This window comes from Streptomyces sp. AM25 (genome assembly GCF_058146165.1).
Genome location: NZ_JBKIWN010000046.1, coordinates 1 through 23,752, shown reverse-complemented (window position 1 = coordinate 23,752; position 23,752 = coordinate 1). Strand labels below are relative to the sequence as shown.

General features: G+C 72.7%; 22 protein-coding genes. 12 read left to right on the top strand and 10 right to left on the bottom strand.

Annotated elements, in window-relative coordinates; genetic code table 11:
• Window positions 1–312: 312 nt before the first annotated feature.
• The 3 genes from ACLHRZ_RS34105 (at window position 313) to ACLHRZ_RS34095 (ending at window position 2,545) form a co-directional block, all read left to right on the top strand.
• Window positions 313–1,431, top strand: coding sequence for a radical SAM protein (locus tag ACLHRZ_RS34105; protein WP_490422494.1), 1,119 nt, complete (start codon window positions 313–315; stop codon window positions 1,429–1,431).
• 4 nt (window positions 1,432–1,435) lie between these two features.
• Complete coding sequence (locus ACLHRZ_RS34100) at window positions 1,436–1,585, top strand: hypothetical protein (protein ID WP_301886607.1); 150 nt, start codon at window positions 1,436–1,438, stop codon at window positions 1,583–1,585.
• 84 nt (window positions 1,586–1,669) lie between these two features.
• The gene (locus ACLHRZ_RS34095; protein ID WP_490422493.1) at window positions 1,670–2,545 is read left to right on the top strand and encodes a GNAT family N-acetyltransferase; all 876 of its coding nucleotides are present in this window, start codon (window positions 1,670–1,672) and stop codon (window positions 2,543–2,545) included.
• A gap of 76 nt (window positions 2,546–2,621) precedes the next feature.
• Here the strand turns inward: ACLHRZ_RS34095 and ACLHRZ_RS34090 are convergent, their stop codons facing one another.
• A complete protein-coding gene (locus ACLHRZ_RS34090; RefSeq protein WP_490422492.1) occupies window positions 2,622–2,780 on the bottom strand; it encodes a hypothetical protein in 159 nt (52 codons plus the stop codon).
• A 208-nt stretch (window positions 2,781–2,988) separates the two neighbouring features.
• Here ACLHRZ_RS34090 and ACLHRZ_RS34085 point away from each other — a divergent pair, with 208 nt between their 5' ends.
• Complete coding sequence (locus ACLHRZ_RS34085; RefSeq protein ID WP_490422491.1) at window positions 2,989–3,444, top strand: NUDIX hydrolase; 456 nt, start codon at window positions 2,989–2,991, stop codon at window positions 3,442–3,444.
• A gap of 280 nt (window positions 3,445–3,724) precedes the next feature.
• On the opposite strand, the gene rox is transcribed toward ACLHRZ_RS34085, so the two are convergent.
• The 6 genes from rox to ACLHRZ_RS34055 form a co-directional block, all read right to left on the bottom strand.
• Window positions 3,725–5,152 (bottom strand): rifampin monooxygenase, encoded by a 1,428-nt coding sequence (gene rox, locus ACLHRZ_RS34080; RefSeq protein WP_490422497.1) that lies wholly within the window; start codon window positions 5,150–5,152, stop codon window positions 3,725–3,727.
• Between the two features lie 175 nt (window positions 5,153–5,327).
• Window positions 5,328–6,476: an MFS transporter gene (locus ACLHRZ_RS34075; protein WP_490422490.1), complete on the bottom strand. Its 1,149-nt coding sequence runs from the start codon at window positions 6,474–6,476 to the stop codon at window positions 5,328–5,330.
• Between the two features lie 21 nt (window positions 6,477–6,497).
• Window positions 6,498–7,565, bottom strand: coding sequence for an FAD-dependent oxidoreductase (locus ACLHRZ_RS34070; protein ID WP_490422489.1), 1,068 nt, complete (start codon window positions 7,563–7,565; stop codon window positions 6,498–6,500).
• Window positions 7,562–9,205: a class I tRNA ligase family protein gene (locus tag ACLHRZ_RS34065; RefSeq protein ID WP_490422488.1), complete on the bottom strand. Its 1,644-nt coding sequence runs from the start codon at window positions 9,203–9,205 to the stop codon at window positions 7,562–7,564. Before ACLHRZ_RS34065 ends, ACLHRZ_RS34070 begins: the two co-directional genes overlap by 4 nt.
• 59 nt (window positions 9,206–9,264) lie before the next feature.
• Window positions 9,265–9,615: a cupin domain-containing protein gene (locus ACLHRZ_RS34060; RefSeq protein WP_490422487.1), complete on the bottom strand. Its 351-nt coding sequence runs from the start codon at window positions 9,613–9,615 to the stop codon at window positions 9,265–9,267.
• 101 nt (window positions 9,616–9,716) lie between these two features.
• On the bottom strand, window positions 9,717–11,120 hold the full coding sequence (locus ACLHRZ_RS34055) for a lysine N(6)-hydroxylase/L-ornithine N(5)-oxygenase family protein (protein WP_490422486.1): 1,404 nt from the start codon (window positions 11,118–11,120) through the stop codon (window positions 9,717–9,719).
• Window positions 11,121–11,347: 227 nt separating this feature from the next.
• Here ACLHRZ_RS34055 and ACLHRZ_RS34050 point away from each other — a divergent pair, with 227 nt between their 5' ends.
• The 3 genes from ACLHRZ_RS34050 to ACLHRZ_RS34040 all read left to right on the top strand — a co-directional run bounded on the left by ACLHRZ_RS34050 (window position 11,348) and on the right by ACLHRZ_RS34040 (window position 15,084).
• Window positions 11,348–12,037, top strand: coding sequence for a pyridoxamine 5'-phosphate oxidase family protein (locus ACLHRZ_RS34050; protein ID WP_490422485.1), 690 nt, complete (start codon window positions 11,348–11,350; stop codon window positions 12,035–12,037).
• A gap of 171 nt (window positions 12,038–12,208) precedes the next feature.
• The gene (locus ACLHRZ_RS34045; RefSeq protein WP_490422484.1) at window positions 12,209–13,582 is read left to right on the top strand and encodes a diaminobutyrate--2-oxoglutarate transaminase; all 1,374 of its coding nucleotides are present in this window, start codon (window positions 12,209–12,211) and stop codon (window positions 13,580–13,582) included.
• Window positions 13,579–15,084, top strand: coding sequence for a pyridoxal phosphate-dependent decarboxylase family protein (locus tag ACLHRZ_RS34040; RefSeq protein WP_490422483.1), 1,506 nt, complete (start codon window positions 13,579–13,581; stop codon window positions 15,082–15,084). Before ACLHRZ_RS34045 ends, ACLHRZ_RS34040 begins: the two co-directional genes overlap by 4 nt.
• A gap of 25 nt (window positions 15,085–15,109) precedes the next feature.
• Here the strand turns inward: ACLHRZ_RS34040 and ACLHRZ_RS34035 are convergent, their stop codons facing one another.
• Genes ACLHRZ_RS34035 through ACLHRZ_RS34025 form a run of 3 tightly spaced genes read right to left on the bottom strand, consistent with a single transcriptional unit; the run spans window position 15,110 to window position 17,472 of the window.
• On the bottom strand, window positions 15,110–16,339 hold the full coding sequence (locus tag ACLHRZ_RS34035; RefSeq protein ID WP_490422482.1) for a beta-ketoacyl-[acyl-carrier-protein] synthase family protein: 1,230 nt from the start codon (window positions 16,337–16,339) through the stop codon (window positions 15,110–15,112).
• On the bottom strand, window positions 16,336–16,608 hold the full coding sequence (locus ACLHRZ_RS34030; protein WP_490422481.1) for an acyl carrier protein: 273 nt from the start codon (window positions 16,606–16,608) through the stop codon (window positions 16,336–16,338). Before ACLHRZ_RS34030 ends, ACLHRZ_RS34035 begins: the two co-directional genes overlap by 4 nt.
• A gap of 24 nt (window positions 16,609–16,632) precedes the next feature.
• Window positions 16,633–17,472, bottom strand: coding sequence for a class I SAM-dependent methyltransferase (locus ACLHRZ_RS34025; RefSeq protein ID WP_490422480.1), 840 nt, complete (start codon window positions 17,470–17,472; stop codon window positions 16,633–16,635).
• A 257-nt stretch (window positions 17,473–17,729) separates the two neighbouring features.
• Between ACLHRZ_RS34025 and ACLHRZ_RS34020 the strand changes: the two genes are divergently transcribed.
• The 5 genes from ACLHRZ_RS34020 to ACLHRZ_RS34000 all read left to right on the top strand — a co-directional run.
• The gene (locus ACLHRZ_RS34020; RefSeq protein ID WP_490422479.1) at window positions 17,730–19,073 is read left to right on the top strand and encodes a condensation domain-containing protein; all 1,344 of its coding nucleotides are present in this window, start codon (window positions 17,730–17,732) and stop codon (window positions 19,071–19,073) included.
• A gap of 114 nt (window positions 19,074–19,187) precedes the next feature.
• A complete protein-coding gene (locus tag ACLHRZ_RS34015; protein WP_490422496.1) occupies window positions 19,188–20,561 on the top strand; it encodes a condensation domain-containing protein in 1,374 nt (457 codons plus the stop codon).
• Window positions 20,562–20,650: 89 nt separating this feature from the next.
• Window positions 20,651–21,433, top strand: a complete 783-nt coding sequence (locus ACLHRZ_RS34010; protein ID WP_490422478.1) for a serine/threonine protein kinase — start codon at window positions 20,651–20,653, stop codon at window positions 21,431–21,433.
• Window positions 21,430–22,854 carry a serine/threonine-protein kinase gene (locus ACLHRZ_RS34005; RefSeq protein ID WP_490422477.1) on the top strand — a complete coding sequence of 475 codons (1,425 nt, stop codon included), beginning with the start codon at window positions 21,430–21,432 and terminating at the stop codon, window positions 22,852–22,854. The genes ACLHRZ_RS34010 and ACLHRZ_RS34005 overlap by 4 nt, the downstream gene beginning before the upstream one ends.
• A gap of 193 nt (window positions 22,855–23,047) precedes the next feature.
• The coding region (locus tag ACLHRZ_RS34000; protein WP_490422495.1) for an LGFP repeat-containing protein at window positions 23,048–23,752 on the top strand (705 nt) is incomplete at its 3' end.

Below are 23,752 nucleotides of genomic sequence, written 5' to 3'. Positions count from 1 at the left end.
CCCTGCCGACTACGAAGCCGGCCTCGCGGCCTGACCACCACACCGATGGTGTCCGTCAAAGCGGAACAAGCTCATCGAGTGGCGAGCGGAGATCGCTGCCGTGCAGCGAACCGAGGCGACGAAGTGAAGCAGTGGCTCGCCGTCCTGGTCTGGATCTGCATTTGCGTCGCGGTCGTGGTCGGGCTCATCGGAGCCCCGCACCACCACCCGTAACCCTCAGCTCCCGCCCCTGCCGGTGCATTGTCCGCCGTGCTTCCCCACGGTCGTATCCCGGCGGGGGCGGGGCCCATACACAAGGAAGGGGGAAGGGACGTGCACGAACTCATCGCCAGTCCGTTCCTTGAACAGCACATGCTCATCTGCCCGGGAGACACGTCGGGCCTCCTGCTCCCCGAGGCGGGCTACGAGGAACTGCGACACGTCGCAGGCGCGGACCAGCCGGGCCCGCCGTGGCTCCTCGACGCCGTCCGTGACCGCTGGGGGCTGCACCTCGGCGACAGGGCGACAGGCGAGTACTTGCTCGTCCGCGAGCCCTCCGCATACGGCTACGTCCGGGCAAGCTGGGGAATCAACCTCGGGTGCAACTACGCCTGTAGCCACTGCTACCTGGGGATCAAACAGTTCGCCGGCCTGCCGTGGGAGGACAAAGCGCGGCTGCTGCACATCATGCGCGACGCGGGTGTGCTCTGGCTCCAGATCACCGGGGGCGAGCCGACGATCGACAAGCACTTCGCCGACGCGTATGCCCTGGCGTACGGGCTGGGCATGATGCTGACGATCTCGACCAACGCATCCCGTCTCTGGCACCCGGCGCTGCTCGACCTCTTTGCAAAGTATCCGCCGTACCGGCTCGTGGTGAGCGTCTACGGAGCCACCGAAGAGAGCTACGACAAGCTCACCCAGCGCCGCGGCTCCTACCGGGCGTTCCGGCGCGGCATCGACGCTGCGATCGAGGCGAAGCTGCCCGTACGGCTGAACATCGTGGTCACGAACGAGAGTGCCGAAGAGGTTCAGCGCATGGTCGACATGGCCGAGGACTGGGGACTTGAGCACAACGTGTACACCAACATGACCCCGACGATCTACGGCGGAGCCGAGTCCCTGCTCGCCCAGTCTGCCGCCCACCTACGCGAGCGGAAGCGCTTCACCGGCTGCAACGCCGGACACACGTTCTTCCACGCTGACCCACACGGCAAGGTCAGCATCTGCAAGGTCGGTCGCGACGATCAGATCGACCTCGTGGCGGAGGGGATCGAGGGACTCCGTCGGCTCGGCGGAATCGCCGACCAATTGATGCTTCGCACCGGGGGCTGCTCAGGATGCGCGCTGTCCGGCTCCTGCACGGTGTGCCGGCCGCTCGCCAAGCAGTTCCAGGAGGCGAGGGCACCACTGATCAGCTACTGCCAGCACGGACAGAAGGAAGTGGGGTAAGAGCATGACCGCAGTACCCGTAACGCTCTACGCGACCCGACCGCCGGAAACAGCACCGGCGACGATCAACACCGTGACGATGGTCGACGACCTCGACACCGTCATGGACTCTGTCAAGTGCTCGTGCGCCGCCGGCGACGACAACCCTCACTAGTCACCGACCGAACGAAAACGCTCAGGCCCTGACGAGTTCGCGTCGGGGTCTGAGCCCTGTGGTGAAGCTGAGTAGGGTGCCGCCATGCGATTCCGGTGGGACTGGCTGCACCCTGAAATCACCGTTCCGTACGTCCCGACGATCGGCCCCGTGCACCCTGACGCGCTCGGCCCCGATCTCTTCGCCGACATCACCTCTGTCGCCGGTACGGGGCGCTTCCTGCCGTACGACAAGGACAGCCGATGGTCCGACAGCAAGACCGAGTCCGTTCTCGTCGAGGACATCGCCCACGGCCCGCACGAGACCCTCGTGCCCACCGTCTCCCGCCGCGGGGCCGGAGTCGTGACGGTTCACCTCTACGGTAGTAGGCCCGACGGGCGCGACATCGCCGCCGAACTGGCAGCCAAGCTCTGCGCTATCCACGACGCAGCGACCGGTCGCGTCGTCTGGTTCGCCGGCCCCGATGAGCAGCCGCCCCTCGATGCCGCCGTGACCCGTGTACAGCTCCGCGAGTTCACCCCCGAGAAGCTCCCGCCGGAACCTCACGCCGTATCCGCCCTCGATGCCTGCCCGCCCTCTGTACGGGCCACCTTCGGCTCCTTCGCGGAACAACTCGCCGACGAGGGATTCGCTTTCCTACACGACCAGATCACGGCCGATCGAGTGGGGCCCGTGCTCGTTGCTGCCGAGGAAGGATGCATCGTGGGCGCCATCGGACCCATGGAGATCATGACCGACTCCGCTGGCACCCCCCGGCTGCTCCCGCAGTACTTCGGCGTCCTTCCCCAGCGAAGAGGCCGGGGATACGGGCGGGCCCTGTGGCGATCCGCAATGCGCTGGGGGCACAGCAACGGAGCCTCGTACCAGTTGCTGCAAACCGAGGTCGACGGCGCCTCAGACCGCCTGTGCCGGTCCGAAGGACTGCGTTCGCTGGGGTTCGTCTGCGCAATCAAAGTCTGACATCAGGCGTCGAACTGCCGTCCGCCTACGGCAAGATGAGTCAAACTGCCGACCATGGCTGACCTGCTCACCCCGATCATTGCTGCCATATCGGCCCTATCAGGTGCTGTTGCCCCTGCGGTACGAGTCGGCCGAGCTCGGTGGGCTCCCGCTCCAGCGGTTTCTCGACGCCCTCCACGCCGAAGGCGCCACTGAGGCGGACCAGCCCGGCGCCACCTGCCCGCTGGCCACGCATCCGCTGTTCCGGCCCCCTGGGGCTCTGCTGCCCGGCTACGCTGACTGCCAGGGCCCCGCCATCGGCGACTTCCCGACAGCCGGGCACGTGCACGCCACCACCTTCAAACTGCCGGTCTGGCACGGCCAGGAGGACGTTCACCTCGCCGACGCCTATACCGCTATACCGCGGCCATCGCAAAAGTCGCCTCTCATGCGAAGGACCTGCTGTGAGTTCCCCCGACACCGCACTGCTCGAAGACCTGACCCGCGCCGCCCGACATGACGGCATCGCCAAGACGGTCGTCGGCGCCGTCATCGCCGACGAGGACGGCAGGGTCCTGCTGCTGCACCGACCGGCCGACGACTACCTGGGCGGGCTGTGGGAGCTGCCCTCCGGCGGAGTCGACGACGGTGAGAGCCTGCTCGAGGCCCTGCGACGGGAGGTCGCCGAGGAGACTGGCCTGACGGTCACGGCCGCCGACCTCTACCTCGGTCACTTCGACTACCGCTCCGGATCCGGACGCGCCACCCGCCAGTTCAACTTCACCGCCACCGTCAGGCCCAGCGAGACGGTCACGCTCACCGAGCATGACGCGCACCTGTGGGCCGACCGCACGCAGCAGAACAAGGCCTCCAGCGCCGTCCAGGGCATCCTCGACACCTGGCGTGACCAGGCCGACTGACGGCTCCCGAGCCAGACGCGGGCCCCGGCCACTTCCCCCGGAGGGGAGCCGGGGCCCGCCGTTGTACGGGGCCGGGACGGAGCCGGAGAGCTGACGGGGGTGTCCCCGCGTTGAGGCGCAGGTACCCGGTCACCACCTGGTGCGCGACGTACTGCCGCGACAGCCGGGCCACGGCAGGTCCGGCGCCGACGACCTGGGCGTGCAGGCCGCTACTCGTCCTACTGCCCCCGGGCCGCCTGCCGTTGCCACGGCACATCGCACAGCCTGCGCCGCTGCGCGCTCAGCCGGCCGCAGCCCCGAACCACTTCGAAAGGCAGCCGAGGAGACCCTCCTGGTCCTCACCGGCCCACGCCGCGTGCCCGTCCGGCCGCAGCAGTACCGCGGGCGCGTCCAGTTCCTCGGCGGTGTCGACGACGTGGTCGACGCGGTCCGCCCAGCCTGTCACCGACAGCCGGCCGGTCCGGTCGAGCAGCAGACCGCGGCCGCGGTGCATCAGTTCGTAGAGGCGGCCCTGCTCCAGCTTCATGTCCGTGATCCGCCGGCCGAGCAGGTCGGGGCCCTCGCCGAAGTCGTAGCGGACCCCGAGCGCCGTGATCTTCTCCAGCAGGTACCGGTTCACCTCCTCGAAGTCCATCAGTTCCGACACCAGTCGGCGCACCGCCTGGGCACCCGGGTCGGTGGACATCAGCGTCATCTGCGCGCGGGTGTTGTCCAGCACGTCGGCGGCCACCGGGTGCCGTTCGGCGTGATAGGTGTCCAACAGCCCTTCCGGGGCCCAGCCGTTGACCTCGGCAGCCAGTTTCCAGCCGAGGTTGAACGCGTCCTGGACGCCGAGGTTGAGGCCCTGCCCGCCGGTCGGCGGGTGGATGTGCGCGGCGTCGCCGGCCAACAGCACCCGGCCGGCGCGGTAGCGCTCGGCCTGCCGGGTGGCGTCGCCGAACCGGGACAGCCAGCGCGGCGAGTGCACGCCGAAGTCGGTGCCGGCGACCGCCTGCAGCTGCCGCTTGAACTCGTCGAGGGCCGGCGGGACCGTGCGGTCCTCCGCCAGTCCGTCGGCGGGAACGACGACGCGGTACACGCCCTCCCCGAAGGGCCCGAGGCCGAACCGCTTCTGGGTCTTGCGGACTTCGGCCACCACCTCGGCCACCGTCTCCGGCGGTACGCCCACCTCCATCTCGCCCAACAGCGTCTCGACCCTGGTGGGCTCCCCGGGGAAGCCGATACCGAGCAGCTTGCGCACTGTGCTGCGGCCGCCGTCGCAGCCGACGAGGTAGCGCGAGCGCAGCCGCGTGCTGTCGGTGAGCTCGACGGTCACTCCCTCCTCGTCCTGTGCCAGCCCGACCACCTCGCAGCCGCGCCGGATCTCGGCGCCGAGCTCGGTGGCACGCTCGGCCAGCAGGCGGTCGGTGACCGGCTGCGGGATGCCCAGGACATAGGAGTGCGTGGTGTCCAGCTCGGGCGCGGGCTTGGGAATGGCGGCGAAGAAGCCCGCGCTGAGCGGGTACTGCCGGCCGTTCTCGAGGAACCGCTCCAGCAGGCCGCGCTGGTCCATCACTTCGATGCTGCGCACGTGCAGGCCGAGCGCGCGCACGAACGGGGTCGGCTCCGTCTCCTTCTCCAGCACGACCACGTGCACGCCGTGCAGCCGCAATTCGCTTGCCAGCATCAGGCCGGTCGGTCCGCCGCCGGCCACGATCACGTCGATCACAAAATCCCCCATCGAACAGGTTGAACACGGGCCAGCCGCTCCGCACGTTTCTGGCCTCGGCCGGAGATTCTGCGTCATGACCGGGGCCTTGCCGCAAGGCCCCTAGTGCGCTATATGTTGAGAGTGGCAAGGAGCGGATTCCCACCTCCTTGCCTTTGTCGTTCCTGCGGTGCGGTCACACGGAGTCCGGCTCACTGCCGTATCCGACGGCCGCGACCCCCACGGCAAGTGCGCCGAGCAGCACGGCCGGCAGGGCGAGCCAGGGCGGTGTGCCGAACTGCAGGACCGCGCCGCCCAGCGCGCCGCTCACGGCCATGCCCAGGTAGAGCACGGAACTGTGCAGGGCCACGGCCAGGGGCCCGCCCGGGCGGGCCAGGAACAGCAGGCGGTGCTGCTGGGGGACGACGTACATCCAGGCGGTGAGCCCCCAGCAGCACATCGCCGCCGCCGCGGCCGGCAGGCTCCGGCACCACCACGGCAGCAGCGCCAGGTCGGCCGTCATCCCGCCGACCGCGAGCAGCAGCGTGATCCGGCTGCCGAACCGGTCCGTGGCCCAGCCCGCCACCACGTTGCCGACCAGCGCGCCCAGGCCGAAGACGAGCAGGAGGGCGGCGAGCACGCCGGTCCGGGCCCCGGTGGCGGGGGCCAGGGCGGCCCCGATGTAGGTGTAGACCACCTGTTCCGAGATGACGGTGAAGAGCGAGACCGCGAGCACGGCGAGGACCGCGGGGTTCCTGAGCCCGGCGAAGCGCTCGGCGAGCGTGTGCCGGGTGCCCGGTGGCAGGGCCGGCAGGCGTACGGCCACGCCGGCGAGTGCCGTCAGACCGAGCAGCGCCACGGCGCCGAGCGTGGCCCGCCAGCCGAGCGCCCCCGCCGCCAGGGTGCCCAGCGGTACGCCGAGTGCCGTGGCGGTGGTGATCCCGCCGATCACCGCGGCCAGGGCCTTCGCCCGGTGGCGGGGCGGCACCAGGTCCGCGGCCGCCGCCGAGGCCGCGGGCGTGAACCCGGCCGCACCGGCGGCCGCCACGATCCGGCCGAGCACGACGAGCCCGTAGCCGGGAGCGACGGCGGTCAGCGCGTTCCCGGCGGTGAACACCGCCAGCGCGGCGGCCAGTGCGCTCCGGCGGGGGAGCGAGGCGGTGAGCGAGGCGACGACCGGGGCCGACAGGGCGTAGACGGCGGCGAACACGGTGACCAGCTGCCCGGCCGCACCGACCGTGACCCCGAGGTCCCGGGCCAGGTCCGGCAGGACCCCGGCGATCACATAGGCGTCCGTGCCGACGGTGAACGCGCCGGCGGTGAGGATCCACAGGACGGGTGGCACAGGTTCTCTCCGGGGTGGGCGTCAGCGGAGGGCGAAGCGCCGCGGGGCCGCGTGCCGGCCCTCGATGACGTCGCAGACGAACTCGCCCCACGCGGGGCCGTGTTTGAAGCCGTGCCCGGAGTCGCCGCCGACGAGCCAGACGTCGCTGCGGTCCGGATGGCGGTCCAGGAGGAAGTGCTCGTCGGCGGTGAGCGCGTACGAGCACACCTCGCGGCGGGCGACGGGGGAGCCGGCGAGATCGGGCATGCGGGTACGGAGGTAGGCGCGGAGCACTTCCGGGACGTCGGCGGGAACGGGGTCGGCCGGGGCGCCGGGGTGCGTCTCCACGTCGGGGACGACCTTGACGCCGTGGCCTCCCACGGCGGGGATGCCGTAACAGCCGTGGGCCCGGTCCAGCCAGGCCGGCTGACCGGCGCCCGCGGTCCACGGGCCCTTCGGCGGCAGGTACCAGCTGTCCTGGCGCACCGGGCGGACGGTGGTCAGCCCGGGGAAGAGCGCGGGCAGCGCGGTGCCGACGGCCCAGACGGTGAGGTCGGCGCGGCAGGGCTCGCCCTCGACGACGGCGGTGCCGCCGTCGGGGCGGGCCGTGGCCCTGAGCAGCACGGCGTGGTGCTCGGCGGCGGACTCCGCGAGCGCGGTCACCGCCTGCCGGGCGAGGAGCACTCCGGCCTCCGGCTCGAACAGGGCCGTGCCGCCGGAGAGTTCGAAGCCGGGGAAGCGGCGGCCGGCGGCCTTGGCCTGCAGGACGTCGGCGGGGACGCCCAGGCGGTCGAGGTGCGCGGCGGAGGCCCGTTCCCAGGTGTCGTCACCCGGCGGGCCGAGGGTGAGCACCCCCGTCGGGAGCAGGAGCCGCCGGCCGGTCTCCCGCTCCAGGGCCCGCCACGCGGCCGTCGCCCGGTGGGCCAGCTCCGTGTACCAGGAGTCCGCGCCGTGCGCGCAGCGCAGGATGCGGGTCTCCGCGCTCGAAGCACCTTGCGTTCCCGGTGCGTTGGGGTCGACGACCCGTACCGACCAGGAGCGCAGGGCGAGTGCGCGGGCGACGGAGAGGCCGAAGACGCCCGCTCCGACCACCAGGGCGGTTCTGCTCAAGACTGCATGATCCGCTCTTCGAGATCGGCCGGCAGCGCCTCGAAGAAGCGGGCGCCGGTCTCGACGCGCTGTCCGGCGGCGGGCGTTCGCACGCCGTCCCAGTGCGGGGTGCCGGCCTCGCCGAGGGCGGTCCACAGGTGTTCGGCGAACTCCGGCATGACCGGGTAGGCGAGCTGGGCGAGCAGGCGGGCGGCGGCGGCCTCCGCGGCGAGGGCGCCGGCGGTCCGTCCCGCGTCGCGCGTGCGGCTCTGGGCTGCGGCGAAGTCCTGGGCGCAGGTGACGAGTTCGCACAGCAGCCGGGCGGCGCGGCGGGGGGAGAAGGCGGCGGGGGAGTAGGCAGTCAGGCACTCCTCGGCGATGCCCTCCAGCAGGCGGAGGAACCGCTCCTGGGAGGGCAGCGGAGGACCGGCCGGTATCGCGCCGTCGGCCTGGGTGGCCAGCCGGGCGAACAGGCCGGTGAGCCAGGACTGCCAGCGTCCGGCGAGCTCCTGGTCGGCCAGCTCGTGGAAGCGGCTCCAGGTGAAGGACGTGCGCTCGTTCTCGGGCCGGTCGTGGGCGAGGACGAACCGCGCGGTGCTCGCGGGGACCGCGGCCAGCAGGTCGTTGGCCCAGATGGCGTGGCGCCGGCTGGTGGAGAACTTGGATGCGCCCAGCTGGTAGAACTCGTTGGTCACCAGCGCCTTGGGCAGCTGGAAGTCGGGGTCGTAGGCCATGAGCAGGGCGGGCTGCAGCAGGGCGTGGAAGTAGCCGTTGTCGAAGCCGAAGTACTGGACGATCTCGGTCTCGGGGTGGTTCCAGACCGTGCGCCACTCCTCGGGGTCCCGGCCCGCCGCGCGCAGGGCCTCGGCCAGCTCCGCGAAGTAGCCGGGCATCATCTCGGCCCAGACGTAGATGCGGTGGTCCTCGAAGCCGGGGACGGGCATCGGCAGGCCCCAGTAGGTGGGGTGGCCGACGGGGATGTCGGGCAGGCCCCGGTCGATCATGTCGGCGCACAGCGCCTCCAGTTGGGGGCTCATCGCGGTGGCCGCGTGGAAGGCGCGCAGCCGCTCGGCGTACTCGCCGAGCGGGAAGACCAGCCGCTCGACGGCGCGTTCGACGGGCCGGCCGCCGCATGCGTTGCACACGGGGGCGACCAGGTCGGTGACCCGGTTGGGCAGGGCGCAGTTCTCGCACGAGTTGCCGTCGCTGCCGGCGCCGCAGTGCGGGCACTTGCCGGTGAGGTGCGCCTCGAAGAGGTAGCGGTCGCAGTCGGCGCAGAACAGGGCCTGCTCGGTACGGACCTGCAGCGCTCCCTGTGCGTGGAGGCGGGCGAAGAACTCACGGACGAGCGTGGTGTGCAGCTCCGAGCGCCAGGGCCGGACGTAGACGTCGGGTGCGAAGCCGGCCGAGTCGAAGATGCGGGCGATCTCGTCGGCGAAGCCCTCCGCCATCTCCAGCGGGTCGCTGCCGTCGCGCCGGGCCTTGGTGGGCACGTAGCTCTGGTGGAGGTCGGAGCCGGTCAGGAACAGGCCCTCCCCGCCGAGCAGCCGGTGGGCCCGGATCCTGATGTCCGCGCCCGAGTACGGGCCCGACAGATGGCCGAGGTGGAGGTCGCCGTTGGGGGTGGGAGGGGCTGCGGTGACCAGGGTGAAGGAGGGCATGTGGGCTCCGGTCGGAAGCGAGGTGCCGGGGCGTGCGGCCCGGGTCGGCACCGGGTGGATCAGAGGTCGATCGGTCCGTGCGGAACGGGCCAGTACACCGAGAGGAAGACCAGCCGCTCGGTCTCGCCGGCATTGCGCACGTGGTGCAGGCTGCCGGCCGGCAGGAGCGCGGTGACCTCGGGGCCGACCTCGCACTCCTCGTCGTCGACGGTGAGGACGCCCCGCCCGGAGAGGAACACGAACATCTCGTGGTCGTCGTGGCTGTGCGGTTCGGTGGCCCCTCCGGGCTCGACGACGGCGCGGCCGACGCCCCAGGGGGCCAGGTCCTCCCCGCCGTGGGGGTAGATCTGCTGGAAACGGATGCCGTAGGCGTCGACGAGCTGGTCGTCGCCCGTCTTTCTGATCAGCATGGCTGCTCCGGGTTCTCGGGTGGGACGGGGTGCGGTGCGCGCCCGGCTGCCTCCCCCAGCTACCGCTGGGGGTGCCCCCAGGAGGCACCTCCGGGCGCCGGTCAGGCCCGGGCGGCGGATCCGGCCGCGCGGCCGACCGTGCCGGTGGCGGACGGTCCGGGGGCCGGGGCGATCCCGAAGGTGGTGAAGGCGGTGCGGGACGGCAGGCGGTGGACCTCGCGGCCGGTCAGCGCGTTGAGGATGACCGCCGACCGCCAGGCCGCGAGCCCGAGGTCCGGTGCGCCGACGCCGTGGGTGTGCCGCTCGGCGTTCTGGACGAAGACCGAGCCGCGGACGGGGCCGTCGAGGACGAGCCGCTGGTCGGCGTCGACCTCCGGGCGCCCGGAGGCGTCGCGCACCAGGTAGGGCGCGAGGCCGTGCAGGAGGGCGTCGGCGGGGCGCTCGGTGTAGCCGGTGGCGAGGACGACCGCGTCGGTGGCGAGGGTCTCGCGGCCGGCCTCCTGGGTGTGCTCCAGCTCCAGCTCGATGCGGCCGTCCAGGCTGCGGGCGCCGACGACGCCCGTGGCCGGGCGCAGGACGGCGTCGGGCCAGCCGCCGCCGACGGTGCGCCGGTACAGCTCGTCGTGGATGTCGGCGAGGGTGTCCGCGCTGACGCCCTTGTACAACTGCCACTGCGAGGGCAGCAGTTCGTCACGGGTCTGCTCGGGCAGGCGGTGGAAGTAGCGGGTGTAGTCGGGGGTGAACTGCTCCAGGCCCAGCTTGGAGTACTCCATGGGCGCGAAGGAGGGGGAGCGGCTGATCCACTGGAGACCCTCGGCGCCGGCCGGGCGGGCGCGCAGCAGGTCGAGGAAGACCTCGGCGCCGGACTGCCCCGAACCGACGACGGTGACGTGCCGCTTCGCAAGAAGGGACTGACGGTGTGTCAGGTAGTCCGCGGAGTGGAGGGCCGTGACCGTCGCGTCGGCCGTGACGGGACGGAACACTGTGGGAACGGACGGCTCCGTTCCGATGCCGAGGGCGAGGTTCCGGGTGAACTCCCGGCCCGCCGACACCTCTTCGCCGCCTGCACTCTCGCAGGTGTAGTCGACGGCGAACGCCCGGCGCTCCTCGTCCCAGACGACCGCGTCGACCTGGTGGCCGAAGCGGCAGTGGGGCAGCGCGTCGGCGGCCCACCGGCAGTAGGCGTCGTACTCGGCCCGGTCGATGTGGAACTTCTCGGCGAAGTAGAACGGGAAGAGCCGCTCGGTGGCCTTGAGGTAGCTCAGGAACGACCAGGGGCTGGCGGGGGCGACCAGGCTCACGAGGTCGGCCAGGAAGGGGACTTGGAGCGTGGTGCCCTCGATCAGCAGGCCGGGGTGCCAGCGGAATTCGTGGTTCCGCTCGAAGAACGCGGTCCGCAGGCCGGGAACCCCGTCGGCCAGCGCGGCGAGCGAGAGGTTGAACGGGCCGACTCCCACGCCCAGGAGATCGAGCGGCTCCGTCGTGGGGTGCAGTTCTGTCGTCATCCCCGTACTTTCGTCATCAAAGCGTCATAGCGCGGTTCCGCTCGCACACCCTTGCGCAGTCGAGGCCCAATGGCAAGCGTTCCACGGTTACTTGATCATCTGTTGGGTTCGCGCAGGCCCCGGCCCCGGTGATCAGGACCTCCCTTGCCAAAACGTCCCCGGTGCGGGCAGTCTGACGCTCGTCTTCGAACGGTTCGTTCGAGTCGCACCGATGAGAAAGCCGCGATATGACCGAGCAGGCGACGAACGTGCCGCCCGACGTCCTTCCCGAGACCGAACGCACCCGGCACCGGCGCCTGCGGGAGCAGGGCAGCCACAGCCGGGCCGACCTCGACGCCGTGCTGCAGGCCGGATTCCTCTGCCACCTCGGCGTGCTGGTCGACGGCGTCCCCATGGTCGTGCCGACCGTGTACGGGGCCACCGCCGGGACGCTGTACTTCCACGGCTCGGTCGCCAGCCGGAGCCTGGCCGCCTCGCCGCAGGCCCCCGTGTGCGTGACCGTCACCCACGTCGACGGCCTGGTGCTGGCCCGCTCGGTCTTCGAGCACGGGGTCAACTACCGCAGCGCCATGGTCTACGGCGTGCCCCGGCTCGTCACCGACCCCGAGGAGAAGCTCGCCGGCCTGCGCCGCCTCACCGAGCACGTCACCCCCGGCCAGTGGGACTACGCGCGCCGGCCCAGCCGCAAGGAGCTCGCCGCGACCGCCCTGCTCGCCCTGGAGCTGGCGGAGGCCTCGGTGAAGATCCGCACCGGACCGCCGGACGACGGCGACGGCCCCGACGCGGAACTCGGCCTGTGGGCAGGGGTTCTGCCGCTCCGTCAGCACTGGGGCGCGCTGGAGGCCGACCCGGCCCTGGCCGACGGCATCGATGCCCCGCCCCACCTCGCCGACCGCGAGCACCGGCCTCTCGGCTGAGCGCTCCGCGGGAAGCCGAGTGCGTCGACTGCGGGCTCGTCGTGGCTGGTCGCGCCCACGCGGCGGAGCCGCATATGTAACGGCCCCGCGCCCCTTCGGGGCGCCATTCACCCGCACTTCAGTTCACCGGGTACCCACCCCTGCCCGGAAGGAATTCCAGGAGTTACCGCGATGACCCTCGCCACCGGCACCCCCCACGACACCCGGGACGCCGTCCTGAACCGCCAGCACAGTCGCGAGTCCGCCGCGCGGACCTACGCCCGTACGTTCCCCATCGTGCCGGTCCGCGCCGACGGCATGACGGTCGAAGGCGCCGACGGGCGCCGCTACCTCGACTGCCTCTCCGGCGCGGGGACGCTGGCCCTCGGCCACAACCACCCCGTGGTGCTCGACGCCCTCCGGCGCACCCTCGACAGCGGAGCCCCGCTCCACGTGCTCGACCTGGCCACGGCCGAGAAGGACGACTACACCGGCGCCCTCTTCGAGAACCTGCCGCAGGGCTTCGCCGACCACGCCAAGGTGCACTTCTGCGGCCCCGCCGGCACGGACGCCGTCGAAGCCGCCCTGAAGCTGACCCAGACCGCCACCGGCCGGCGCGGCGTGCTCGCCTTCACCGGGGCCTACCACGGCATGACCGCCGGCGCGCTCGCCGCGACCGGCAACGTCGCGGTCAAGCAACCACTGCCCACCGGCGGCGAAGTGACCCGGCTGCCCTACCCCTACGCCTACCGCTGCCCCTTCGGCGTCGGCGGCGAACGCGGCGCCGAACTGTCGGCCGCCTACGTCGAGCGGCTGCTGGACGACCCGTCGGGCGGCGTGCTCCCGCCCGCGGCCATGATCCTCGAAGTGGTCCAGGGCGAGGGCGGTGTCGTCCCCGCCCCCGACGGATGGCTGCGCGAGATGCGGCGGATCACCGCCGAGCGCGGCATCCCCCTCATCGTCGACGAGGTCCAGACCGGCGCCGGGCGCACGGGCGCGATGTGGGCCGTCGAGCACAGCGGGATCGTGCCCGACGTCATGGTGCTCTCCAAGGCCATCGGCGGCAGCCTGCCCATGGCGGTGGTCGTCTACCACGAGGACTACGACGGCTGGCAGCCCGGAGCGCACACCGGCACCTTCCGCGGCAACACCCTCGCCATGGCGGCCGGGGCGGCGACCCTGCGGCACATCGCCGCGGCCGGCCTGGCCGAGCGCGCCGCGGCCGTCGGCGCCCGGATGACGGCCCAGTTGACGGCGCTGCGCAGCGAACTCCCGGTGATCGGCGACGTCCGCGGGCGCGGCCTGATGATCGGCGTCGAACTCGTCGACCCCGACGGCACACCGGACGCCTGTGGCGCGCACCCGGCCGCCCCCGAGCTCGCCGCCCGCGTCCGCGCGGGCTGCCTCGCCCGCGGCCTCATCGTCGAACTCGGCGGCCGGCACGACGCCGTGCTCCGTCTGCTGCCGCCCCTGACCATCACCGACGAGCAGGCCGAGGCGGTGCTGGACCGCCTGGCGGACGCCATCGCCGAGGCCGCCGCGGCCCCGACGGGCGGCCGGCCGTGAACCATGCCGTCCCGGACGTCCCGCCCCTCGCCGGGGGCGCCGGCGGCCCCGATGCCCTGCGGCCCCTGCTCGCCACCGTCCTCGACTGCCTCGCCGAAGGAGCGGCGCGCCGCAACGGCCCGCTGCCCGCGGGCGGACCCGCCCGCACGGCCGCGCAGGTGGCCGACTCCCTTGCCGCGTACGGGAGTACGGGCGACGACCCGGACGTCCTCGCACACCTCACCACCCTGCTCGCCCAGGGCAGTGCCGACCCCGCGGACCCGGCCTGCGCCGCCCACCTGCACTGCCCGCCGCTCGCCGTGGCCGTCGCCGCCGACCTGGCCGTCAGTGCGCTCAACCCCTCCCAGGACTCCTGGGACCAGGCGCCCGCCGGAACCGCACTGGAAACCGCGCTCGTACAGGAGCTCGCCGCCCTCGTCGGCTACGACCCGGCACGGGCCGCGGGCGTGATCACCTCCGGCGGCACCGAGTCCAACCTGATGGGCCTGATGCTCGCCCGCGACCGGGAACTGACCCGCGAGAGCGGCCGCCCCACCGAACTGGCAGGCGTGCCCAGCCATCTGACGCCCCGTCTCTTCACCTCTGCCGCCGCGCACTTCTCCGTGCAGCGGGCGGCCGCGGTGCTCGGCCTCGGCGAGGCGGCGGTGGTCTCCGTCCCCGTCGACACCGACCTGCGCATGGACCCCGACGCGCTGGAACAGCACCTCAAGCACTCCGTCGCGGAGGGCGAGATCCCGGTGGCGGTCGTGGCGACGGCGGGCACCACCGACACCGGTGGCATCGACCCGCTGCCGCGCATCGCCGATCTCGCCGCCGAGTACGGCGCCTGGCTGCACGTGGACGCCGCCTACGGCGGCGGCGCCCTGCTCTCCGACCGCCTGGCCCCCCTGCTCGACGGCCTCGCACGGGCCGACTCCGTCTCCCTGGACTGGCACAAGCTGGGCTGGCAGCCGGCCCCGGCCGGGGTGTTCCTCGTCCGCCGGGCCGAGACGTACGCCCCGCTCGCACGACGGGCCGTCTACCTCAACCCCGCCGACGACGAGGAGGCGGGCTACCCCAGCCTGCTGGGACTGTCCCTGCGCACCACCCGCCGCCCCGACGCCTTCAAGATCCTGGCGACGCTGCGGACACTGGGCCGGTCCGGCCTGGGCCGGCTCGTCGACGCCTGCCACGACCTCGCCCGGCACGCGGCCGCGACGGTCGAGGAGCACCCGGCGCTCGAACTGCACACGGCCCCCGTGCTCACCACCGTGGTCTTCCGCTACCGGCCGGCCTCCGCCGGACCGGACGGGACCGACCGGATCAACGGCGCACTGCGGCGGCGCCTGCTGCACGAGGGCCGGGCCGTGGTCGGCCGCACCGAACTCCCCGGCGAGGGTCCCGGCCGGGTACGGCTCAAGCTCACGCTGCTCAACCCGCACACCACCCCGGCCGAGGTGGACACCCTGCTGCACATGGTCGCCGAGGCCGGAGCGGCCGAGGAGGCGATGGCCGGCGCGTAAGCCCCCGGCGCCGCCTCCGCAGCCGTCACGCGGCGCCGAACACCACCGCCGCGTTCTGGCCGCCGAACCCGAAGTTCTGCTTGACCGCGACGCGGATCGGGGCGGGCCGCCCCACCAGCGGGGTGTAGTCCAGGTCGCAGCCGGGGTCGGGATGCTCCAGGTTCGCGGTGGGCGGCACGTACTTCTCGCGCATGGCGAGCAGCACGCCGACGCTCTCCAACGCCCCGCTCGCGCCGCACGCGTGGCCGATGACCGATTTGGGCGCCGTGATCGCCACGTTCTGCGCATGCGGGCCGAAGGCGCGCTTGATGGCCGCGGTCTCCGCCCGGTCGTTGAGCGGCGTCGACGTCCCGTGCGCGCTGACCAGATCCACGGCACCGGTGTCGAGTCCGGCGTCGGCACAGGCCAGTTCGATGGCCCTGGCCGCCACCGCACCGTCCGCCCGGGGCGCCAGGGGATGGTGGGCGTCGCAGGTGGACGCGGCGCCGAGCACCTCGCCGTACACGGTCGCGTCGCGGCGCAGCGCGGACCGCTCGGACTCCAGCACGAGCATGGCGGCGCCCTCGGCCGGCACCATGCCGTCCCGGTCGCGGTCGAACGGCCGGGACGCGCGGGCGGCCTCCGCCGCGGGGCGCCGGGAGAGCGCGTCCAGCAGGGAGAACGACGCCAGGGCCGGCACGTCCAGCCAGCTCTCCACTCCGCCGACGAGGGCCACGTCGGCGGTGCCGTCGCGCACCGCGCGCATTCCGGCCGCGATGGCGTCCGTCGAGGCTGCACAGGCGGTCGAGAGGGTGAGCACCGGCCCGGTGATGCCCAGTTCTTGGGCGACCAGCCCGGCGGCCTGGTTGGGCAGCAGGCGGAGCAGGCCGAGCCGGTTCATCTGCGACCACCCGCTCCGGCGCAGGACCGTCACCAGCTGCGCGGTCTCGTCGAGCCCGCCGCCCCCGGTGCCGACGTACAGCGCCCCCGGCGCACTGTGCAGCCGCGAGTCGGCCCGGGCCTTCACCGCCGCGGCGAACAGCAGTTGCTGAAAGCGCGAGGTACGGCGGACCTGCGGGGCGGACAGATAGTCCCGCGGGTCGAACTCCCTGACGACGCCGCCGACCTGGCACGGCAGCGGTTCTTCGAGTTCCAGCGCCGAGAGCGCGGGGCGTCCTGCGGCCAGGGCGTCCCACAACGCGTCCGGTGTGGAGCCCGCACACGACTCGACGCCGATGCCGGTCACCAGCACGCGGTGACGCGCGGCTCCGGTCATCGCGGGGTCCCCGCCATCGCGTCGACCACGTCGCCGACCGTGCGCAGGTCGGCGATGCGGATGTCCGTGTCCGCCAGCTCGACCCCGAATTCCTGCTCCAGCACGGAGATCAGTTCCAGCGCCTCCATGGAGTCGAGCCCCAGCACGGGGCGGCCGGGATCATCGGTGTAGAAAAGGGCCGAGTCCCGGGTTATCTCCGTCCGCTCAGTACTCAGTTCCGGCCGGATCTCGATGATGGCCCGGGTCACCACGTTCAGCACCTCGGTCATGGGGAATTCCTTTCGTCAGGTCTTTCAGGGCCGGGTGGCGGAGAAGTAGACGCAGCGCCGCGTGATGGTGAACGGGGCGCGCTCGTATTGCCGTTCCAGCGTCTCGGTGAGCAGTTCAGCAGCGGTGGCCCTGTCGATCCCGGGCAGTGCGGCGGTGGCGAACATCGGGGTCGAGCACAATGCGGTGAGAAAGCGCGGGCCGAGGGTGAACTCCCGCTCGGTGGTGACCAGGTCGGTGAATCCGGCCGCGCCGAGGGCGGCACGGTAGTCCGCGGCGGTCCTGCGCAGCCCCGGGGCCCGGCCGCCGCCCGAGCGGGCCAGGGGGAGCCCGCGCTTCCGGGCGGTGCTGCGGGCCGTGCCGACCAGCTCGGCGTACAGCGGCAGGTCCGCGGCGCTCTCCGCGCCCGCGTAGAAGGCCGAGTTGAACACCAGGCGGCCGCCGCCGTCGAGGACCTGACCGATCGCACCGAGCGCCTCGTCGAGGCCGGGGACGAGATGGATGCAGTTCGCCAGCACGACGGTGCCGAAGGTGTGCGGCGGGAACAGCCGGGAGACGGCGGCCGCGTCCCCCGCGACGAAACGGGCCCGCCCGCCCAGCCGGGCCCGGGCCGCGTCGAGCAGGGCCGGATCCGGGTCGACGCCGACCAGGGACATGTCCGGGTCGCGCAGCAGCAGTTGCCCGCTCACGGCCCCGTCCCCGCACCCCAGGTCGAGGACGGTCCGCCCGGAGCCCACCGGGACCAGGTCGAGCAGCATGCGGTTCAGCTCGGCGTATTCCGGGTCGCGACGCAGCGCCGCGTATTCCATGGACGGTGCTCCGCCTCCCCCTGCTCGGGACGAGGCGGTGTCTGCTCGTGCGTTCATGAATTGCCCTCCGGCGATGCGGTCGACGAATCGGCGCAGACGCTAGCAGTGCAATTCACGGGCAACAAGCGAGGTGTTTGGTCCGACGGCCTCCCGAACTGCCTGACCAGCGAACACATCCTGTTTCATTCTCACTTCATCATGGCCGTATAGCTTGATCACGCAGCATCGGGATCTCATGAGGAGAACATTGTGGTGATGGCGAGAGTCCGGCTTCGCGCTTTGTCGGATCGGTAAGTGCATTGGATTTCACGGAATTGGGGGACAGCGCGGTTCCGGCCGGCCGGTTGGTGTTCTGGACACCGGCCGCCCCGGCCGCGGCCTGGGCCGACGACCCGCGCGTGCCCGCGCTCGTCCACGAGCACCATGTGCGCGGCGCGGCCGCGCACGGGCCCCGGCACGTCGACCCGGCCTGGATCGGGGTGTCGTTCGGCGTGGGCCGGGCCACCCGGCACCAGGTGGGTTCCGCCTTCGCGGACTGGCTGCGCCGGCACGAACACCTGCGCAGCAGGCTGGAACCGGCCCGCGAACGCTGCATACGCCGCACGCTCCCCGCGAACGCGGTCACGCTGCACGAGGAGGACATCGGCGACTTCGCCGACGGTGCCGCGGTCCGGCGGCAGATCGAGGCCTTCTTCGACCGCGGCGCCCGCCCGCAGGGTTGGCCGCAGGTCGTCTTCGCGACGGTCGAGGGCGCGGACGGGGTGACGGTGTTCGCAGGCGCGGACCACGGCATCGTGGACGGCTGCACGCTCGCCATGATCCCGGGACAGATCCGCGACGCCCTGGCGGGCCGCGCCGAGGACGTGCCCGGGCCGACCTACCTCGACTTCGGGGCCGAGGAACGCAGCCTGGTCGACCGGCTGCCGCCGATGCCCGAACACGCGGACCACTGGCGGACGTTGCTCGGCACCGCACACGGCAGCACCCCCGCCTTTCCCCTGCCCCTCGGAGCGACCGGGACGCCGGTCGCGCAGTGCAGCGCTTATCGCTGGCTGCTCGACGGAGCGACGGCCGCCAGGTTCGCCGACGCGTCACGTGCAGGCGGAGGCACGACCGCAGCAGGACTGCTCGCCTGCCTCGCCCTCGCCGCGGCGGAGGTCGCGGACGAGCCGCACCTGTCCGTGGTCAACCTGGCCGACACCCGGCCCGACCGCTGGCGCGGGGCACCGGGCTGGTTCGTCGGCCTGCACCCGGTACGGATCCCGGCGCCGCCCGGCTCGGCCTTCGCCGACACCCTCGTCCTCGCCGCCGCCGAACTGCGCCGTCGCAGGCCGGGGCCGGGCAGTTCGCTGCCGCACATCAGCCGGATGCTGCGCAGGGAGGTCCACCCCCGGTTCGTGGTGTCCTACATCGACGTACGCCGTGTCGCGGGCACTCCGCCCCGGCCGGAGGACCGGATGCTGCGCAGCCGCATCCACGGGGCGGCCGAGGTGTACGTGTGGCTGACCAGGAGCGGCCGCGGTGTGCACCTCTCGACGCGCTTTCCCGACACGGACGTTGCGCGCGCCGGCGTGGGGCGGTTCGTGCGGGCGGTTGCGCGGGTCGCCGCCGGGGTTGCGGTTGGTCAGCGGGCCGATGTCGTTCCCCTGTCTGCTTAGTGCGGATTCGTTGTGGCTTGTCGCGCCCGCGCGGCGGAGCCGCACAGTGCAGCTGCCCCGCGCCCCTGACGGGCGCGGTAGACGCCAATGCAAGGAGAGGACCCCACCGTGCGTATGACCCAGATTCTCGACTGGCGGCCCGAACCCGGTGACGTGGTCGAGTTCCGACTGGCCACTGACCACGCGCCCGTGGCGCACGACGTGCCCGCGTCGCACTTCCAGCAGGCGCACCTGGGGCTGGCCGCCGCCCACCGCGCCGCCGGGCGGCAGCAATCGCCCTGGGTGGCCCTGGCGTTCGAGCTGGACGGCCGGGCCGATCTCGACGCGCTCACCGAGGCGTGGCAGGGCCTCGTCCGCAGACATGAGGCGTTCCACACCTGGTACGAGCCCGATGCCGGGAACCTGGCCGGGTTCCGCATACCGCCCGAATCCCTCACCGTGCGCCCGGCGCGCATCGGCGACTTCACGAGTGCGGGCGACCTGCGCGCCCACCTGCACCGGCGGATCGACGAGCAGACCGCCGTGAGCCGGCTGGGCCTGCTGGCCGGAGTGATCCGCCGGGACACCGTCTCCACCGTGTACGCCGCGATCGACCACGCCTACAGCGACGGGCACTCCCTGGCGCTGCTGTTCCACGAGATCCGCGCCCGGTATCACGCGGCCTGCGGCAGAACCTCGTTCGAGCCGCCGGCGGCGCCCGGCTACCTGGACGGCAACCGCCGCGAGCACGCACGCTCCACGGCGCTGACCGCGGCCTCGCCGGAACTCGCCGCCTGGTCGGAGTTCCTGGCCGTGAAGGACGGCGGATTCCCCGGCTTCCCCGTGGACCTGGGCAACGACGCCAACGCCCTGCTGCCCGCCACGCGGCTCGAATACCCCGTGCTCGACGGCGCCGAGGCACGAGCGTTCCGCGCCTACTGCGCCCGGCACGGCGGTGGGTTCGCCGCGGGCGCCTTCGCCGCACTGGCCCTCGCACAGCGGGAGTTCACCGGCAACGACGTCTACCGCGTGCTCACCGCGGTCTCGACCAGGGCCTATCCCCGGCTGCTCCACGTGCACGGCTGGCTCGTCAACCTCGTGCCGCTGCTGTTCCGGCTGCCCGCCTCGCCGGCGCTCGCCGACGCGATCGGCGCCGCGCAGCAGGGTTTCCAGCGCGCCCGCGCAGGATACGACGTGCCGCTGCACCGGGCGCTCGAACTGCTCCTCGACGGCGGTGACGTCCCCAGCATCCCGCCGATGGCGTCCTACGTTGACGGGCGGACCGCGCCGGGCTCCCGCGACTACCTGAGTGCGGACGCGACCGTCCTGACCGGACCCGACAACGCCAACGGCGTGTCGCTGTGGCTCAACTGGTTCCACGACCGGGCCGACCTGGTGGTCAGCATGCCGGACACCCCGCAGGCCGCCGCGGGTGTGCCGAAGTACCTCGACCGGGTCAGGGAGATCATGCTCACCGCGGCGTCGGGCCGGAGCGCCTTGCCCTTTTAGCCCGGCGTGACCAGGAACGGCATCCCTGCGTGGGCTGGGTAAGGTTTGACCTTGTGTGACGGCTGTGGCGGGGGTATGAGGAGGGGGCAATGGGCGGGATAGTGATCCATCTGCCGCAGGGGAGCGGCGACGCCGGCGCGGGAGCGTACGCGGAGGACGCGGTGACGCTGCGGCTCGGCCCGGGGGAGGTGGCACGGTTCGGGCGGGGGTCGGCGACGACGCCGGTCGAACTGCGCCTCGTCGACGAGGCGATCTCCCGGCTGGCGGGCGAGATCCGCGTGACCGACGACCATTGGCAGCTCAGCAACCACAGTGCGACCCAGAGCTATCTGGTGGAGAACCCCGAGGGGGCAGGGGAGTACCTGAGGGTGCCGCCGCGCCGGGCCGGCACCCCCATCCCCTTCGAGTTCTCCCGGGTCGTCCTGCCCACCCGCCGCAACACCACGGTCGCCTTCCAGGTGTTCGCGCCCGACCACGTCTACCTGGACCCGGACGCCATGGGCGGGCCGTGGGGGAGCCGCACGGTCACCGCGTACTCCCTGGACGAGACCGCCACCTACTTCCTGGTGCTGGTCGCGCTCTGCGAACCGCGGCTGCGCGACGAGTCGCCGGTCGCCGTGCCCACCACCCCGCAGATCGTCGAGCGGCTCAAGGGCCACGCCGCCTGCGCCCGGCTGACGGCCCGTGCCGTCAGCTCGCACATCGACTACCTCGCCGAGGAGAAGATGCGCATCAGCACTCCGGCCGGGTGCGAACCCGGCAGGGGAGCCCGCCGCAACGGCAAGCGGGAGGCGATCGTCGGCCTCGCGCTGCGGTTCGGGCTCGTACGCGAGGAGCACCTGGCGCTGCTGCCGTCCCGGGCCGCCGGATGAGGAACACATCGTCCGACACCTCGGGGAGCGGCGATGCAGAACCGCTCCCGCCCGGCCACCGCGTCGGCGACTGGGAGGTCGTCGCGCCGATCGGGACCGGCGGCTGGGCAACGGTCTATGCGGGAAGACGTGCCGACGGCGGGGCGCAGGACGAGGTCGCGCTCAAGGTCCTGTCCACCGAGGGGCTCGCACCGCGCCAGGCCCGCAAGGTCGCCGACGCCGCCCGGCGCGAGGCGGAACTCGGCCGCCGGGCCCGTCATCCGAGGCTGATCCGCATCCTGGACTCCGTCGTGCTCGGCGCACCGGACCACCCGTTCCTGGACGGCGCCATCGTCCTGGTCATGGAGCGGGCCGCGCGCAGCCTGCAGGACCTGATCGACGCCGGGCCGACCGGGGCCGAAGGCGCCCGGGTGATCGCCGAAGTCTGCGAGGGCCTGGCGCACCTGCACCGCAGCGGCTGGGTGCACGGCGACCTCAAGCCGGACAACGTCCTGCTCATGGCGGACGGTTCGGCCAGGCTCGCCGACTTCGGGCTCGCGACCGAACTGACCGGCACCCGCGGCACCCACGGCTACGCGCCCCCGATGGGCACGTTCGACTACCTGCCGCCCGAACGCTGGAAGGCCCCGCTCGGCGAACACGGCGTGCAGGTCCGGCCCAGTGCCGACATCTGGGCCCTGGGCATCATGATCCACCAGGTGTTCGCGGCCGGCGCCTCGCCGTTCCCCGGCGGCACCCCGGTCTCGCGCGCCGCCGCGACCCAGGAGTACGCCGACGGACGGGCACCGCTGCGCATGGACAACGCCGTACCGCCGTTCTGGCGCGCACTGGCCGCCGACTGCCTGGCCCCCACCCACGCCGCACGCGCCCCGCACACCGCCGAGAGCCTGCTGGCGCGCATCACCGCCCGGCAGGCGGCAGTCATTGCCGACCACAAGTCCCCGTCAACAGCCGGACGCCGGTGGCGACTTCCCCGGGCCGTTCTCATGGCCGCCGCGGTCTGCGGCGTGGCCGTGGCGAGCTGGTCGTACGCCGCGCACGACAGCGAAGCCGGTGCGCCCGCCGCACCGCATGCCGCCGAAGCCCCCGGCCGGATCCGGGTGTTCAACACCGAGCAGGCCTGCAAGGACCGGACGGACCGCGTCCCGGACTGCAGCCTCGGCCTGGCGATCGACCCCCTGCAGCCGTACACCGTCGACAACGTCGTCCCGACCCGGGTGTGGCACGGGGACGTCCTCGCCGCCGACTGCCAGTTCCCCCAAGGGGTTCCCATCGTCGACGAGGCGGGCACGTGGTCCGCCCAGTGGTTCCGCGTCCGCCTCCCGCGCGGCTCCGCACGGCCCACCGCCTGGCTGCCCGCCGTGCGCACGAAGGACCGCCCCGCCCTTCCTCGGTGCCCGCGCCCCGCACCGCCGCGGTGAGGCGGCACCCCTCCTTCCTATCGCCGGCCGCGGAGCGCCGTCACCCCGGATCGTTCCGGGTGCCGTGCCCGGGCGCCCCACGGCTACCTTGCGGGCCGTCGGTCCACGGGACCGCACCCACCGCGGTCCGAACGGGAGGAGCAAGCACGTGCGCGGATCATCTGCACGACGCGTGAGATGGAGAACGACGATCCTGTCCGTCGTCACAGCCGTCTCCGCCGTTTCCGCCCTGGCCGGTCCGGCCCGGGCCCAGGGCGCCGGCGGCATACCGGGTCCCCTGGCGCACGCCGCGCCGGCCGAGGCGTACTGCGACATCCCCGCCGAACGGGACATCGCGGTGACCCGCAAGGTCTACGAAGTGGGCCAGCGCCGGAACGTCTCCGACAAGGTCATGCTCGCCGGCTTCGAGACGGGCTGGGTCGAGTCCCGCATGAACAACCTGGCCTGCGGCGACCGGGATTCGCTCGGCGTCTTCCAGCAGCGCCCCTCGCAGGGCTGGGGCACGCGTGAGCAGATCCTCGACGTCGACTACGCGGCGAACAAGTTCTTCGAGGTCGCCCAGCAGATGGAGCCCCGCATGGAGGGCGGCACCGCAGGGCAACTCGCCCAGGCGGTCCAGCGCTCCGCCTATCCGCTGCGCTACGACCAGGCCGAGGGCGTTGCCCGGACCATGCGCGACGAGGCCTTCCAGCCCTACGGCACGATCGGCGCGAAGTACGGCAGCCTCGGCGGGCCCGGCGGCCCGCTCGGCGACCCGGTCCGCGCCGAGGAGGACTCCTCGCTGGGCGGGCGTTTCCAGCTCTTCCGCAACGGCATCGTCATCTGGCACCCGGATGCGGCGTTCGCGATTTACGGCGACATCCTGGCCAGGTTCTGGGCGACGGATGCGGAACGTGCG